Source organism: Providencia sp. PROV033 (assembly GCF_028484855.1).
Lineage (GTDB): Bacteria > Pseudomonadota > Gammaproteobacteria > Enterobacterales > Enterobacteriaceae > Providencia > Providencia alcalifaciens.
Genome location: NZ_JAMPSW010000047.1, coordinates 1 through 12,517, shown reverse-complemented (window position 1 = coordinate 12,517; position 12,517 = coordinate 1). Strand labels below are relative to the sequence as shown.

Here is a 12,517-nt window from a genome sequence, read left to right as displayed (position 1 = left end):
CAAATTAATCTTTCTTCGGTGCCAGTTGAGCTAGCTCTTCGCGAAGTTCATCACTGAGTTCTGGATCCTTAAGGATGTTTTCCAATTCACGGCGGAACGTTGCGTTATCGAGGAGATTAGATTTCAGGTCGCGCAGCAGATTACGCATCGCTAACATTGCGCGCAGTTGTGGGATTTGGCGGGCGACTTGCTCAGGTTCAAAATCCTTCATATTTTTGAAAGAGAGATTGACACTTTCTTCGCTTCCATCCCCAGCAAGGGTATTTTTTACGGTTAAGTTGATTGTCGGTGTGAATTCACTGAGGACGCTATCAAAGTTATTTTTGTTGATATTCACTTTTTCACGTTCAGATAATGCGCGGTTGTCTTGTCCATTACTGTAATCACCAACGGCTAGTAACTTAAGTGGCAACTCCACTTTTTTTTGTGCACCACCCGTGTGCAAGTCTAATTTGATATTAACCCGTGCCTTAGGCACTTCATTTTGGAAGCTATCTGACATTTTAGGGGTCCTTTAGTGGTATTACTCGCTTTAAATTCGAATTATTGGTAAATGAAAAATATTGTTTTTTGATAATTTGGCTTAAATCAGATCGCTATTTTATATACCTTATTGGTAATAGATCAAGGATTCTAATGGATGTTTTTTGTTTCTGTATTTTTGGGTAGGTGTTTTTACTTGTTTTTTTCTATTGAAATAATAAAAAAACATTCAAAATCAATGATGTTAAATATTTCCATCGTTGTGGGTGGTAGGGGGACATGAATATTTGGTAGGTGAAAACAAGGATGATTGTTAAGAAAAATGGAATATATTAATATTTCTACACATATAGGGAGTGGTGTGGGTGGGTAATATAGATGAAATGCTACTTATGGAGTTATTTCTATTTTTTAATATAAACTGTTAATTAAAGCTAAAAATAAAGTGTAAAAAAGTGTGTATTAAATATAAATACGCTCAGAGTTTAATTTAAGCATAATGGATAATTATCCTAAATTAATATTGTTTCTTGAAATTTATTTCGTAAAAACTTAAAAATTATATTTTCAGTTCTAGGTATTGTATAAAATTCAGATAATTTTCTTTTGAATCAAAAGCGCGTTTGGGGAAAATTAAGGCGCTGGTTCTATCAATAAATAGATAATGAGCATCACCATTTTGTTTTATAAATCGCATCGAATTCCAATTAAAGTGCACTACCCCATAAACGCTTTTTATGTGTAACCCATTTTCATCAGCCATAAATGTTTTCTCACAGAAAGTTGCACTATCTGTGTCAGGAGTTGCGTTGCTCAATTTCTTAAAAAGACGGACTGCAAAGATCGCGTAAAGCAATATAGCCATTAGGAGAGAGACAGCAAACTGCTCGGGGTTAAAGTTAATATTCCACTGTTGAAGTAGAGTGAATGCACCTGCCATGAGGATAAAAAAAACCAGATAAAGCAGAATGTAGGTGATTAGGTTGCGTCTTGCAGGGAAGAAGTAATTATTTTTGTAGCAATAGCGGCTATAAGCCATAAATTCTTGACGAGTGAGTTCAATGGTGACAGAGAGAGGCATGATGTATCTCAGCAAAAGATGAAAGAGTGGCAGTTATTATTTCGTTAAAAACACAATTTAGCTATCAGAGAATGGTTAAATAACATGAGGTTGATAGAACAAAAAACCAACCATAATAGGTTGGTTTCTGTGAGGATTTGGTCGGCACGAGAGGATTTGAACCTCCGACCCCGGACACCCCATGACCGTGCGCTACCAAGCTGCGCTACGTGCCGATATATTTGATGCATTCCTGTTACTGTAAGGAAAAATGCCAAAAATATACTACCTAAAACAGAGATGAAATCAAGAGGCACACTTGATGACTGATTGAAATTTAAACACTAATTTTCATTGAAGCGTTTAAGTTCAGTAAATATTTTTAGCAGTTCAGCAAGATCTGGCTTGTCATCTGTTTGTTCACGACCTTGAAGATCATAGATATTAAATTGTCCGTTATGATCCATATACATGGTTGCATTGTTGGTGGTAATCACCACATCGTTTTTATCGCCAGTGATAATCCATGGGTAGGTTCGTTGAGCACTAAATAAGTCTTCACCTTGGCTGTAATCATCAGGTTGATTATTGACATGCAGTACACGTTGCATGATGGTGGTCATCACGTCTTGATGACTGGTTAGTTTATCAATTTGTTGTGCTGGCGTATTTGGCCAGTAGATAAATAACGGCACCTGCATGTTATCGCGGTTAAAGTGTTTTTTATTGATCCAATCAGTATCTTGAGCACCCTGACTATTGTAGTTAGCCGTGATAACGACAATGGTATTGTTAAGCTTATTTTGGCTCTTCAGCGTTTCAATCACTTGGTTAATTTGGTTGTCTGTTTGGCGACTGCCTGGGCTTCCTTTGATATTCAAGAAAGAGAACCAAGGAGAACCGTGCTTCACATTATCCAGCCATAAATGCCATTGCTCTATAGTCTGCTTATCACTGTCTGCTGCTTTTGTCGGCAATGAATAATCAGACAAAATAGCTTGGCGGAAAAGTGGTGAACTAAATCCATCAGTTGAGAACAGACCAAATTGGTAACCTTGATGCTGCAACGCTTCGACCAGCACAGAAGGGTGGCGCCCATTAAGAATATTATCAATGTAACTGGATGAGATCCCGTAGAACAACCCAAATAGGGCGGTATCATTACGCAACCCAGATGTATAGTGATTGGTAAACTGCGTGCTGATGTCTTTGAATTCTTTCAACGAACTCATTTGGCTTTGCTGAGAAACATCACCTAAATCATCGACAACCAATAAGAGTAAATTATAACCGATACCTTGGTCTTGGTAACTGAGGGGTTTTAATGGATATTGGAGTTTCAGTGCGGTTGGGCTGCCTTGCTGGAACACCCGATTTTGGTGCGCTGTGAGATCAAGCAAACCATATTTATCCAACAACTTACGAGCGGTTAGTGGCTGAGATAAAGGATAATTGTAACGTTGCATGGTGATTGGGCGATAAAAGTTCGCGTCTGCCCATGCATACATTAGGTGTGTCATCACGAAAGCCGCAATGAATACCGCTGCCAGTGGTCGACCAAAGGTTTGGCGGCTTAGGCTACGTAATTTTTGCCAACTCCATGTTGCAAATAGCATTTCAACAAGGAATATGATGGGAATACTGATAAACATTAATTGCCATTCACGCGTCATTTCTCCCTTCGCAGGGTTTATGACTAAATCCCATACTTGTGGCGTAAGGTGCAGACCGAATTGGCTAAAAACACGTATATCAAAGAGTAATAAGGTGAGACCCGCAGTCGCGAGTGCAACGCAAATGACCCTCAGCAATCGCTGAGACATGACAATAAAGGTCAGCGGAAAGATGATTAGCAAGTAGGTGGCAAAGACCACAAAGCTGAAATGACCTAACCAACTGACAAACGCATAAACGCGACCAGCTAGGGTATCTGGCCAGTCAAAAATAAACAGATAGCTGCTACTTAGCAAAAGGCAAAGTAGTATATTAAAAAGTGCAAACCAGTGCCCCCAACCAATCATGTTGGAGACTTTATCACGGTAGCGCTGATGGGTGACCATGCTGTTTATTTATCAACCAAATTAGTGTGATTTATCTTCTTTTACAGAAGAAAGTAATGCATTGGCAAAGGATTCTGCAATCATTTTACGTTGCGCCGGAGGGACAGACGTATTGAGCAGATTGGTAACCATATTACCGAGTACCATTAATGATAAATCAACTGGAGTATGGTTTTTTTCTAACACACTAACAAGGTCAGACAGTAAACCTTCAACTTTTTCATCACTATAGCGAGATGATTGTGGCATAAATTGTGACATCCTAAATTAATGAAAGCTCCATATGATAGCCCATTGTGGGTGACTTTTCTTCTTTCTTTAAACAAATTTTCGTTTAATTGATAATAATGTTTATTTAGATCACCGAAGTGGATAATAGTTCGCCATAAAAGACACAAAAAAATGGCAAACGATAGTTTCAGTTGCAGACAAATACTAACAGTGTTTGAATACGCGACATTATTTCTGCTAGTGAAAGGAGCCAACAATGAGTCTGGAAATTACCCAGATAGCGTTACACCAGTTGATTAAACGAGATGAACAGACCCTAGAAGTCATGTTACGTGATTCGTTATTAGCGACAGACAATGTTGTGCAAGACATGATGGCAGAATTACATCGTGTATACAGTGCGAAAAGTAAGGCATTCGGTGAGTTTAATGAAGAAAGTGAGCTTGCCGAAGCATTGACATTACTCCGTAAAGGTGAAGAAGAGTTTTTAGGTTTTAGCCGTGCGATGACCGTTCGCTTGAAGGATGAGCTTGCAAAGTATCCTTTTGCAGAAGGGGGTATTGTCCTTTTTTGCCAATATCGCTATTTGGCGGTGGAATATCTTCTCATTGCGGTCCTGAATAGTTGCGATAGCATGTTTGTCACGGAATCTCTCGACTTAGGCACGACACATTACTTAGATATTCCTCATGCAGATATCGTGGCGCGCATTGATTTGACTGAGTGGGAAACTAATCCGGAATCTAAACGTTACCTGACTTTCCTGAAAGGGCGAGTAGGGCGCAAAGTTTCTGATTTCTTTATGGACTTTTTAGCAGCGTCTGAAGGTCTGAATGCGAAAGTGCAAAATAAAGGGTTGGTCCAAGCATTAGACGATTTTTGCGATAATGCACAAATGGATAAAAACACACGTCAGGCTTATCGTCAGCAAGTTCATAGCTATTGTAGTGAGCAATTACAATCAGGCGAGGAAATTGAACTAAAAGCGCTTTCAAAAGAGCTACCGATGGTAGAAGAGCAAAGTTTTGAAGATTTTACGCGCCAAAATGATTACCAACTGGAAGAGAGCTTCCCAGCAGATCGCGGGACGTTGAAACAATTAACGAAATTTTCAGGAAGTGGTGGTGGAATCACCATTAGTTTCGATGCGATGTTAATAGGGGAGCGTATTTTTTGGGATCCGGTGACGGACACATTAACTATCCGTGGTACTCCACCAAATTTACGTGACCAGTTGCAACGTCGTGGCAATAAATAGTGAACGCTAAATTTCAGTAAAAATCGTGTGTTAGACATTTTACGTTAGATATAAATAACGCCGCAATTGCGGCGTTATTTACTCGGCGTCCCGAAAAAACTTTAAAGCTCGGCTATGGGCTTAATTAAGCGCGCAGGAAGTCAATGTGCGTCACTTTTGGCTTAAATGGGTGACGTTGAACAGCCTGAACTTTTACTTTAGTTTCTTTACCATCGATAACCAGAGTCAGAACTTCGTAAAATTCTGCTTTGCTTTCTTGGTTAATGATTTCATCGTGGTTCAGAGTTACAGAGATAGCTTCTTGGTTGCCACCGTAAACGATAGCTGGCAGTTGGTTAGCTCTGCGCAGGCGGCGGCTCGCACCCTTACCCTGCTCTTTACGTTCAATTGCATTAATAGTTAACATTACAATTTCTCTATAAAAGAAAAAATAAAAATCCTGCTACAGGCGACCCAGCAGCAGGTTCGAGATTTGGCCTCGTAACATCATTTCGCTATCGCGAGACATACAAAGGCGGGCGGCATTTTAACGAAAAAACGGTGGGTGGGCAATCATTAAGATCATTATCTTTCTGATTGGGCATGGTTTATCCGCCAATAACCATTTGTTTTATATTAAGCTAAAGGGGCAGCAAGACGAAAGCGTCCCTGATAATCAAAGATTTTCTCTCTGATTTCCCAATAACTTTCTTTTTTACGAGCGACAATAAATTGCGGGTAACGTAATAACATTTTCTGCGAAATGATGTCATTGGCATTCTTCCAATGAAAAGGAACTCCGGGTGCGCGGTGGTGTTCTCGTAAGAATCGAAATTCAAAAGCGCGTTTTTGGGCTGCCGTGGTCAGCCGAAAACGTTCAGATACCGACGTACCATCTTCATCATAATAGGCTATTTTTATCCACTCGCCTTTTTGATCGGCACCTGAAGTGAGTTCCATCCCTCCACAGCGTAAAATTAATGCGTCTTTAAGGCGTAGGGCTGCCTTGAGCATATCATCAGGATCAGTAAGCACTTCTTGGCATTTATGGCATCGTCGTGCTGCAATGTCATTTTCCGCTCCGCAGTGGGGGCACTGTTTAAATCGAAATCTGAATTCACATTGCTGTTTATGCCCTTGTTCATTTTCTTCCCAGCCTTGGCAACGACGTCCATAATGCTCGATGATTTGCCCATCAGAGGTGCATTTTCCCCAAAAAATATTTGCAAATTGACATAGCGGACAGAAGACTTGGACAGGAACGCTGGTGGAATTGGGTTTGCTGCTGCCGACTTCTGGACGGAAAAGGTCATGGGGGTTACCCGCATAATCTAAAATTAGGCACTGTTTTTTCCCCTCGCTCAAACGCAAACCTCGTCCAACGATTTGTTGATATAAACTGACGGACTCTGTTGGGCGTAAGATTGCAATCAGATCAACATGGGGGGCATCGAAGCCAGTAGTGAGTACGGAAACGTTGACAAGATAATGTAATTGTTTGCTTTTAAATTGTTGAATAATCGCTTGTCGCTCAGAGGATGGCGTTTCTGCGGTGACTAATGCAGCCGTGTTTTTAGGTAAATAACTCAAAATTTCTTTAGCATGTTCTACCGTGGCAGCAAATATCATGCATCCTTGGAGTGGCGATGCGTATTCAATGATCTGATTAACGATTTTAGGCGTAATTCGCTGCTGTTTTTTCAGTGATAAATTCAGTTCTTGTTCGCTAAAAATCCCCGATTGATTGACTGAAATTTGGCTAAAGTCATACTGTAAAACAGGCATGTCTAACCGTTCAGGAGGAACCAGAAACTGGTGTTTAATCATGTAATGCAAGGGGAGTTCATAGATACAGTCTCGGAAGAAACAGTGTTCATCACCTTTCACCATTCCGTGGTAGTGATATTGGTAAATCCAGCCATGCCCTAGACGGTAAGGGGTGGCAGTTAAACCGAGAATGCGTAATGCCGCGTTATGCTTCTGTAAATTTTGAATAATTTGATGATACTGACTTTTTTCGTTTAGGCTGATGCGATGACACTCATCGATAATCACGAGCGAAAATTTGTCATCAAAGTGATTCAGGTTACGTGCGACTGACTGAACACTCCCAAAAACGACTTTACTGTGCGACTCTTTACGATTTAATCCGGCTGCAAAAATGTCCGCCTCTAATCCATAAGTCAGATACTTAGCATGATTTTGTTCGACTAACTCTTTTACGTGCGCTAAAACGAGTACGCGTCCTCTTGCCAATCTTGCGAGTTCTGCGATAACTAAGCTTTTTCCCGCTCCTGTAGGCAATACAATGACTGCCGGTTCAGTGTGGCGACGAAAGTGCGCAATGGTAGCGTCAACGGCTTCTTGTTGATAAGGACGCAGTGTAAATGTTGGTGAGGCAGCAGGCATATGGGTTAGTTTTTTCTAAAAAGTCAGATTATTAATGTTAAATTTAAGTTAATTCCGTGGCTAGGTCTAAATTTAAGAGTTACCTTTGCCGCGCTATCACTTGCAAGGGGTTATTGATATAATAAATTATGTGATAGTAATCACAGCAATCCATCTTTCTACCCATGACAGCGTGATCTATTGTACCTCTCGCTGACATTCCATCAAGTTAAGAGAATCTATGCGACTGGATAAATTTTTGTCCCAGCAACTAGGGATAAGCCGGAGTTTGGTGGCGCGTGAGCTGCGTGCCGGTAATGTCACGGTTGACGACGAAGTAGTGAAATCAGGTTCAATGCAAGTTGGTCTCGATAATGAAGTCGCCTATGACGGTAATGTATTAGTGCAAGTTACGGGACCGCGCTATTTTATGCTTAATAAACCGGAAGGTTATGTCTGTTCTACTGATGATCCAACGCATCCGACAATCCTCTATTTTATTGATGAACCTATAGCACAAAATTTACATGCAGCGGGTCGTTTAGATATTGATACGACTGGGTTAGTTCTCTTAACTGATGATGGTCAATGGTCTCATCGAATCACATCACCTAAACACCACTGTGAAAAAACGTATCGTGTTCAACTCAGTGAAGATATTGCTGATGATGTCACGATTCAATTTGAGCAAGGTGTCATGTTAAACGGTGAAAAATCACCAACAAAACCTGCTCAATTGGATATTATTTCTCCGCGAGAAGTGTTGTTGACCATCAGTGAAGGGCGTTATCACCAAGTTAAACGCATGTTTGCGGCTGTTGGGAATCATGTGTGTGGTCTGCACCGTGAGAGAGTGGGGGAGATCCACTTAGATGAACAGTTAGAACCTGGGGAATACCGTCCACTGACTGAAGCAGAGATTAAGAGTATCACTGTCCCCCGAAAATGATGTCATAACAGGAGTAAATAAGTGCAACAACAGCGTTCATCCTATCTGGGGCTGATTTTAATTTTAGGTTTGCTATCAATGCTAATGCCATTAGCGATTGATATGTATTTACCGAGTTTCCCTGCAATGACAGGGTACTTCAATGTAGATGAAGGGCGCATTCAAATGACCCTAAACAGCTACATTTTTGGTTTTGCAATTGGTCAATTATTTTATGGTCCAATGGCGGATAGTTTAGGACGCAAACCTGTCATTTTGGGTGGGGTGATTGTCTTTGCATTAGCCTCCGCGGCTTGTGCGGTTGCGGAATCTATCGATACCTTTATTTGGCTGCGCTTCCTACATGGATTTGCTGCTGCGGCTGCCAGTGTGGTGATCAATGCGTTAATGCGAGATATGTTTACGAAAGACGAGTTTTCCAGAAGCATGTCTTTCGTCGTGTTAGTCATGACGATTGCGCCTTTGATGGCTCCTATCATGGGCGGCGAAATGATGCGTTGGTTCTCATGGCATGCCATCTTTTGGAGTATTGCTCTCGCTGCGGTGATTGCCGTGGTGCTGGTCAGCTTATTTATTCGCGAAACGTTGCCTGTTGAGAAACGCCAAAAATTTCATATTGGCACTACATTGCGCCAATTTGCGACGCTGTTTAGAGCGCGTCAAGTGTTGTTCTATATTTTGGCCAGCTCATTTTCGTTTTCCGGTATGTTTTCTTTCTTGAATGCGGGCTCATTTGTTTATATTGACCTTAACGGTGTATCGCCACAACATTTTGGTTATTATTTTGGCATTAATATTGTCTTCTTATTTATTATGACAACGATTAATGGCAAGTTTGTGAGGCAGTTCGGTGCCGAGCGGATGTTGTATTTTGGGATCATTGTTCAGTTCGTGATGGGAATTTGGTTATTAACGACGACAGCATTGAATATGGATTTCTGGACGCTAGTCATCGGGGTTGCGATTTATGTCAGTGGGATTGCAATGATCACATCAAATTCCATGGCGGTTATCCTAGATAACTATCCACATATTGCTGGAACTGTTTCCTCTTTAGCTGGGACTATTCGTTTCTCTATTGGGGCATTGGTCGGAACAGTATTGTCGATGATCCCTGCAAAAAATGCATGGCCGATGGTGGGGTCGATGGTGGGATGTGTTGCGCTTTCAATGTTATTTGTATTATTAGCGAAAAGAGCAAAATAACATCACATATTTTATATCAGTTTCAAGGATGAAACTGTTTAGCTAATTAGTTCCTCTCCTTTATTTATACCATTCTAATTTATACCTCGAATATATCATTCATAATACCTATAGACTAACCTGCAATAAAGTTCGTTAAAACCGATTTGTTTCTAAGTGAAACTAAGGTTCTTATCAAAAAATGATCCATATCAATTATCTTAAGTGGAATGTTTGTTAAATTTCTGTTTTGTGAATTGGCGGGAATGATCCTGTTATTTATTCTTTATTGGCGAACGTGAGCTTAAAAAAACGGTAATTGTTAATTTATTTAAACAATGAAGTAAAAAATAAATGGGTTTATTGCGCTTTATTTTGAGTGTCTATCTCAAAATTTGTTTAAAAATTAACTTTTTTGTCAAAAAAGTTCGTATGCAATGATGTGTGTCACAAAAATTTAACGACATGCTACTTTTTTAATGTTATATTTAAGTTCTTACTTTTAACAATTACGTTACTTTTTTAATGCGTTAAAAGTTCGGTTTGAACGAGGATTTCTTTAAGGCATATGTAGCTCTATTCACTCTCTAATGTAGAGAGAGATACAAGGAAGGGGACGATGTCTCTTGGGGAGTTTCAGTATCTAAAAGAATCGATATTCATGGCGTGAAATGTAAATTGAACAGCAAACTCGCTAGTCGGTTTACTTGGCAAAATGATGACATGTTTTAATAGGAAATTTTTGTGGAAAAATTAGGTCTTTCGGTGGTGCACAGGCTACCGCAAAGCTACCGCTGGTTATCAGGAAAAGTAGGTACCGATGTTGAGGTAGTCCCTATGAATGATCTGAATAGCGATAAGCTGGTGGGGCTAAAATTACTCAGCCATGACTGTGCAACAGATTGTATTGCAATGAAGCAGTTGTCCGAGTCGCTATCAGAAATGCAAATCGACAATGCTATTTTGGAATGGCAAAAAGAGATGTGTTTATTTATTCGAGCAAGTGATGAATTAACGGCAATGTGTCGTTTGAAGGCATCCGGTGTTGCGATAGCAGAAATGGCATCTGGTTTTTATTGTGCGTAGTACCATTAATGCATAGCCGCGATGGTCTTTGAAGTTTGTGGTAAAACGTAAAGTTTGAAATAAAGAGAGCGAGTGTTATTGAGTTAGGTAACGTCTCGACTCTTTTGACGAACGTGCAGCAAACAAACATTCAATAAACAGTCATATCATTTTAAGGTCGGCATATTATTTGTGACCAATAAAAAAAGCTTCCAGTTTAGAGCCTGGAAGCTTTTTTTATTGGCAAGGTATCTATATAACTTACTGCATTAATGTTTCTGGATTTTATGAACCATTCACGACACGGCGACTTGCGTAATAACGCTTACTCCAATAATCGTTAGTCATTTCAGAAACAATAACGCCATTACTTGTAGAGGCGTGGACAAATTTATTGTCACCGATATAAATCCCTACATGTTTCATCGTGCGACCAGTTTTGAATAATACTAAGTCACCCGCTCTTAAATTATTACGTTTTACACTTTTACCTGAAGATTCTTGTTCAGAGGTAGTACGAGGTAGTTGAACGCCGAACTGTTCGAGGAAAGTACGTTGCACGAAGCTAGAACAATCAATACCACTTTTAGTGGTTCCACCTAAACGGTAGCTAACACCTTTCCAGCTTGCGTATTGGTCCATAATCTTGGATTTTGTATCAACACTTCTGACTAAATCTTCGAATTCATCTTGAGAAGCCATTGCAAGGGAGTCATTTGATGTTGCATTTAACATACGAGCATCAGAGGATCTTGCGGTAGTTTGACCATTTTTTGACGTTTTCGGTGCCGTACATGCTGAAAGTGTTACGGCAATTGCCACTGCCGGAACAATGCGCCAGATATAGCGCTTAAATTTTTCAGAAGTTAACATTAATAGAATATCCCTTACCATTTATTTATTGCTGTGCGGAAACTACACAACACACTTAAACTGATCCCTGTGAAAAACGCATTATGCCGACTGAGTGTATTTTTCGCAGAAAGTGTTTATGTATCGAACAAAATATGCTCTAAATTAGCAGCTCGCATGTGCTCTAACACCTGTGATTATAAATAGATAATCAGAAGCTGCTAAAAATCGTACTTATTTTATATATTTGGCTGATAAATATTGGTTCTTTAACCAAACATAAAGAATATACATAAACAAAGCTGAAATGGCGAGTTAATGGGGACATAATTTACAAAACATTATATAAAACGAGAGATCCATCATTAACTTGCCTTCAGAATACGAATAATCCAGTGTTTTCACGCTTTTACTGAGACCGTTTGCATACAAAACATGATCATGGTCACATTTACTATCCAATATCTTTATAAAAACAGCAGTGATTTTTTAAATTTCAACATGGTTTGTAAAGAAGTTTAAATTTATATTGTTTGTCACGTGTATGTAAAAACAAATAGTGTGTATTTGAGTGGAATATGTTGTGAATTCATCGAACGCTCTATCGTGTGTTTTTTACACATTGGTGCGTAATTGAATGTAATGAAATAACCGTACGTATTATAAATCAATTCATATTACTCTAAATATGCGTTAGTTGAATGACGTAGATTGGTTTGATATTAAAAAATACACGAGAAATGAGTTTGAAAGGCTGACTTGATTCTTCAAGCCTAATGAATAAGATGAAATCTCATCAATAGGCATAATGGCTAAAATGAATAAAATAAGCGGCAATTTGTTATATAGATGAAATAAAATCCAAAGGAAGTTATTGGTTTTAAGTTAAATCTCAAGTGCTAATAGAAGAAAATATGTGGCGGATTCAAGTCCGAAGTGCAACGCTAAGCCGCCTTTCTTAGCTCCGCAAACACCACCGAAGGTTGTCTGAACCCCAGACACTGACG

The 12,517-nt window shown here is 39.6% G+C and carries 11 protein-coding genes and 1 tRNA gene; 4 read left to right on the top strand and 8 right to left on the bottom strand.

Going from position 1 to position 12,517, the window contains the following annotated elements; all coding sequences use genetic code 11:
• Positions 1–4 precede the first annotated feature (4 nt).
• From tssB to PSF16_RS09805, 5 genes are all read right to left on the bottom strand, one after another.
• A complete protein-coding gene (gene tssB, locus PSF16_RS09825; RefSeq protein WP_006660414.1) occupies positions 5–502 on the bottom strand; it encodes a type VI secretion system contractile sheath small subunit in 498 nt (165 codons plus the stop codon).
• Positions 503–1,042: 540 nt separating this feature from the next.
• A complete protein-coding gene (locus PSF16_RS09820) occupies positions 1,043–1,564 on the bottom strand; it encodes a YcxB family protein (protein WP_272689182.1) in 522 nt (173 codons plus the stop codon).
• Positions 1,565–1,702: 138 nt separating this feature from the next.
• Positions 1,703–1,779 (bottom strand) — tRNA-Pro (locus tag PSF16_RS09815).
• 108 nt (positions 1,780–1,887) lie between these two features.
• A complete protein-coding gene (gene yejM / locus PSF16_RS09810; RefSeq protein WP_272689181.1) occupies positions 1,888–3,603 on the bottom strand; it encodes an LPS biosynthesis-modulating metalloenzyme YejM in 1,716 nt (571 codons plus the stop codon).
• A 21-nt stretch (positions 3,604–3,624) separates the two neighbouring features.
• The gene (locus PSF16_RS09805; protein WP_006661415.1) at positions 3,625–3,852 is read right to left on the bottom strand and encodes a YejL family protein; all 228 of its coding nucleotides are present in this window, start codon (positions 3,850–3,852) and stop codon (positions 3,625–3,627) included.
• 238 nt (positions 3,853–4,090) lie between these two features.
• Between PSF16_RS09805 and yejK the strand changes: the two genes are divergently transcribed.
• Entirely contained in the window at positions 4,091–5,092 is a 1,002-nt protein-coding gene (yejK, locus tag PSF16_RS09800; protein ID WP_272689180.1) for a nucleoid-associated protein YejK, read from the top strand.
• A 124-nt stretch (positions 5,093–5,216) separates the two neighbouring features.
• Here the strand turns inward: yejK and rplY are convergent, their stop codons facing one another.
• Positions 5,217–5,498: a 50S ribosomal protein L25 gene (gene rplY / locus PSF16_RS09795; protein ID WP_006660420.1), complete on the bottom strand. Its 282-nt coding sequence runs from the start codon at positions 5,496–5,498 to the stop codon at positions 5,217–5,219.
• 209 nt (positions 5,499–5,707) lie between these two features.
• Positions 5,708–7,480, bottom strand: coding sequence for a DEAD/DEAH box helicase (locus tag PSF16_RS09790; protein WP_036966055.1), 1,773 nt, complete (start codon positions 7,478–7,480; stop codon positions 5,708–5,710).
• A gap of 220 nt (positions 7,481–7,700) precedes the next feature.
• Here PSF16_RS09790 and rsuA point away from each other — a divergent pair, with 220 nt between their 5' ends.
• From rsuA to PSF16_RS09775, 3 genes are all read left to right on the top strand, one after another.
• On the top strand, positions 7,701–8,408 hold the full coding sequence (rsuA, locus tag PSF16_RS09785; RefSeq protein WP_154632140.1) for a 16S rRNA pseudouridine(516) synthase RsuA: 708 nt from the start codon (positions 7,701–7,703) through the stop codon (positions 8,406–8,408).
• Positions 8,409–8,429: 21 nt separating this feature from the next.
• A complete protein-coding gene (locus tag PSF16_RS09780; protein ID WP_036961267.1) occupies positions 8,430–9,614 on the top strand; it encodes a Bcr/CflA family multidrug efflux MFS transporter in 1,185 nt (394 codons plus the stop codon).
• Positions 9,615–10,337: 723 nt separating this feature from the next.
• Positions 10,338–10,679, top strand: a complete 342-nt coding sequence (locus PSF16_RS09775) for a hypothetical protein (protein ID WP_006660424.1) — start codon at positions 10,338–10,340, stop codon at positions 10,677–10,679.
• A gap of 264 nt (positions 10,680–10,943) precedes the next feature.
• Here PSF16_RS09775 and mepS read toward each other — a convergent pair whose 3' ends face one another.
• Entirely contained in the window at positions 10,944–11,531 is a 588-nt protein-coding gene (gene mepS / locus PSF16_RS09770; protein ID WP_006661418.1) for a bifunctional murein DD-endopeptidase/murein LD-carboxypeptidase, read from the bottom strand.
• Positions 11,532–12,517 lie beyond the last annotated feature (986 nt).

Coding starts and splice junctions, on each gene's coding strand:
- tssB (WP_006660414.1), bottom strand. CDS start 502: ATGTCAGATAGCTTCCAAAATGAAGTGCCTAAGGCACGGGTTAATATC.
- PSF16_RS09820 (WP_272689182.1), bottom strand. CDS start 1,564: ATGCCTCTCTCTGTCACCATTGAACTCACTCGTCAAGAATTTATGGCT.
- yejM (WP_272689181.1), bottom strand. CDS start 3,603: ATGGTCACCCATCAGCGCTACCGTGATAAAGTCTCCAACATGATTGGT.
- PSF16_RS09805 (WP_006661415.1), bottom strand. CDS start 3,852: ATGCCACAATCATCTCGCTATAGTGATGAAAAAGTTGAAGGTTTACTG.
- yejK (WP_272689180.1), top strand. CDS start 4,091: ATGAGTCTGGAAATTACCCAGATAGCGTTACACCAGTTGATTAAACGA.
- rplY (WP_006660420.1), bottom strand. CDS start 5,498: ATGTTAACTATTAATGCAATTGAACGTAAAGAGCAGGGTAAGGGTGCG.
- PSF16_RS09790 (WP_036966055.1), bottom strand. CDS start 7,480: ATGCCTGCTGCCTCACCAACATTTACACTGCGTCCTTATCAACAAGAA.
- rsuA (WP_154632140.1), top strand. CDS start 7,701: ATGCGACTGGATAAATTTTTGTCCCAGCAACTAGGGATAAGCCGGAGT.
- mepS (WP_006661418.1), bottom strand. CDS start 11,531: ATGTTAACTTCTGAAAAATTTAAGCGCTATATCTGGCGCATTGTTCCG.